Source organism: Coxiella-like endosymbiont of Rhipicephalus sanguineus (assembly GCF_018687865.1).
On record NZ_NIQB01000064.1, the window covers coordinates 1 to 2760 of the forward strand.

Genomic DNA, 2760 nt, shown 5'->3' on the forward strand with positions numbered 1-2760 from the left:
CAAGAGAATCAAGGAAATATCATGCGTATAAAAAATTGCAATAATAAGAATTGCGCCAATATCATCAAAAATAGCTAAAGCTGTTAAAAATATCTTGAGGCCGATAGGTAATCGGTTTCCTAATAACGACAAAATTCCTAATGAAAACGGAATATCAGTGGCGGCAGGAATTGCCCACCCCCGTAGAGAGATAGGGTTGCTCCAATTAAAAGAAATATAGATTAAAGCTGGTACTACCATCCCCCCTAGTCCTGCTATTGCGGGTAGCGAAGCTTTAGCAAGACTGTTAAGCTCTCCTTCAAACATTTCTCGTTTAATTTCCAAACCCACTAATAAAAAGAAAATCGTCATTAATCCATCATTAATCCATAATAATAAGGGTTTGGTTAATTGCAACGAGCCTAATTGAATCCTAAGAGGGACATTAAACAAGGCCTCGTAATAAGTACGCCATGCTGTATTCTCAAGAATCAGCGCCAAGACAGCGGCGATAAAAAGAACAATACCACCACTGGATTCTAACTTAAAAAATTCACGCAGTGTTCTAACTTGCAATTACTTTCTCCGATAACAAAACTCCACAACTCAACAGGAGTATTAAGTTGCGGGGCTAAGGGTTAATGAGGTGATTCGAGGGGTTTTAATTCCAAATTTAACTACGGTGAACTTCACCAGTTTCTACCGTCGATACGATCCATTTGCGACATCTGCCACTGCAAGCATTAACTGCAAGCATTATAAATAGCAGAGCCAGAATCACGCCACTGATAAATCCGTCCATGAATCCCCAAATCACCCCTACAATCGTTCCCCAAAAAGTAGGTGCAAATGCATAACCTAAATAAATCGATTCAATTAAAATCGATTCAATTACGGAAACCATCGGTCGACCCCAACCGGTCCACCAACTGACTCATCCGAAAATGAGTAATCCCAACGCTCGAACAATATTAACCGCAAAACCAAATGCGGATAATAAGCCCAACCTGGCGCAATGATGATGTGTCATATAGCGTCCTTTGCTTAATTGTCCAGTATCATTGCCAAAGCAAAATTAGTATAACCCCATTTATTATGGAGTGCCAAGGATGACCGAGTCGTCCCTGTCGGTACGAGCAATGCACAGAATGTACTTGGAAATTCTGAATTTCTGGAAAACTTGCCTAGATGATTGCATTCTATTCTCAAACCCAGTAACATTCCGAATTCTGGAGGTAAATTAAGGTATGCCAATGATAGAAGTACCTGATAATAATGCTTTTGATATCGCTATGCGGCGCTTTAAACGAGCCTGTGAAAAAGCGGGTATCCTTACCAAATTACGTCAAATAGAATATTACGAAAAGCCTACAAGTAAACGTAAGCGAAAACGAGCTGCTGCTGTGAAGCGCTACGCAAAGAAAATTCAGAAAGAAAGGGAAGCACTAGAACGCGAGCGGACCCGCTATTAACTTATCATCAAGCAAAGAGGTCCATGAAGTAATGAGCTCAAATCCCGCATTCAATGAAGATATGAAAACTGCTATGCGGGCACAAGAAAAGGACCCTCTAAGTACTATTAGTTTCTTACTTGCAGTAATTAAGGCAACGTAAAATCGATAACCCCAAAGAACAAGATGGTAATGGGCTGGCTGGAAGAGAGCGACACAATTAAAAGTAATCGAAAAAATGGTCAAACAGCGTCGTAAGTCCATTAGCTAATATGAAAGTGGTAATCGGCCCGATCTCGCTGAGAAAGAACAACACGAAATTGAAATATTAGAAAGTTAACTCCCTGAAGTTATAAGCGAAACAGAAATTGATACGCTGGTTCAGGGAGCTATTGAAGAGACCCTGGCGAGCTCAATATTAAAGATATGGGGAATAGATAAATGGCATTACTGAAAAAAGCTAAGAGCCACCGCATCGACTATATGGGTGCGGTTAGCATAAAAGTGAAAAGCCTCTTGAGTCAAGTCTAAATTTATTTTGAGTAAAGATCACCTCCTCCACTCCATTAGTTAAGAAACGGCTGCGACAAATTGAAGCTGCGTATAGAATAGAATTATGCGACGTATCCCACAATCTTTCATTCAAGATCTGTTATCTCGTATTGATATTGTGGAATTAATTCAATCGCGTGTAAATCTGAAAAAGAGAGGTCACAACTATTTAGGGCTCTGTCCTTTTCATAATGAGAAAACACCCTCATTTACTGTCAGCCCTGCGAAACAATTCTATTATTGCTTCGGGTGCGGGGCTAGTGGAAATGCTATCAATTTTTTAATGGCATTTGATCGTACCGAATTTGTTGAAACCATTACAGATTTATCTGCTCAACTTGGCCTAGAAATTCCCCTAGAAGCTCGACATTCTAACTCACCTGAACGAGAAGAGCATTATAGCCTTTTAGAAAAAATTGCTCGTTATTATCAACAACAATTGAAACGTTCACCAATCGCTATTAATTATTTAAAATCGCGCGGCCTCACGGGCGAGATCGCCAAAAAATTTGCCATTGGATATGCACCGTCGAATTGGGAGAATTTAAAAGCATTTACCAAGAATTCTAAAATTAAAGCCCAACTAATTAGCAATGGATTGCTCATTAAAAAAGATCATCATCTCTTCGACCGTTTCCGTCATCGGATTATCTTTCCTATTCGCGCGTTCGGGGCCGTATTATCGCTTTTGGAGGGCGAGCCTTAGGTAACAAGCAACCCAAATACATGAATTCCCCCGAAACACCAATTTTCATAAAGGCAACGAATTATATGGGCT

The 2760-nt window shown here is 40.0% G+C and carries 3 protein-coding genes and 1 pseudogene; 2 read left to right on the forward strand and 2 right to left on the reverse strand.

Features of this window, described 5'->3' with window-relative positions; genetic code table 11:
- Together B1F79_RS03680 and B1F79_RS03685 are read right to left on the reverse strand one after the other, a co-directional pair.
- Positions 1-555 (reverse strand): Na+/H+ antiporter NhaA (locus B1F79_RS03680; RefSeq protein WP_251366036.1); only part of this gene is annotated, 555 nt, incomplete at its 3' end.
- A gap of 97 nt (positions 556-652) precedes the next feature.
- Positions 653-883: a hypothetical protein gene (locus B1F79_RS03685; protein WP_251366037.1), complete on the reverse strand. Its 231-nt coding sequence runs from the start codon at positions 881-883 to the stop codon at positions 653-655.
- Positions 884-1226: 343 nt separating this feature from the next.
- On the opposite strand from B1F79_RS03685, the gene rpsU reads away from it, so the two are divergent.
- Positions 1227-1451, forward strand: coding sequence for a 30S ribosomal protein S21 (gene rpsU, locus B1F79_RS03690; RefSeq protein ID WP_048874916.1), 225 nt, complete (start codon positions 1227-1229; stop codon positions 1449-1451).
- Between the two features lie 595 nt (positions 1452-2046).
- A pseudogene (dnaG, locus tag B1F79_RS03700) lies at positions 2047-2760 on the forward strand (DNA primase); the annotation flags it as partial.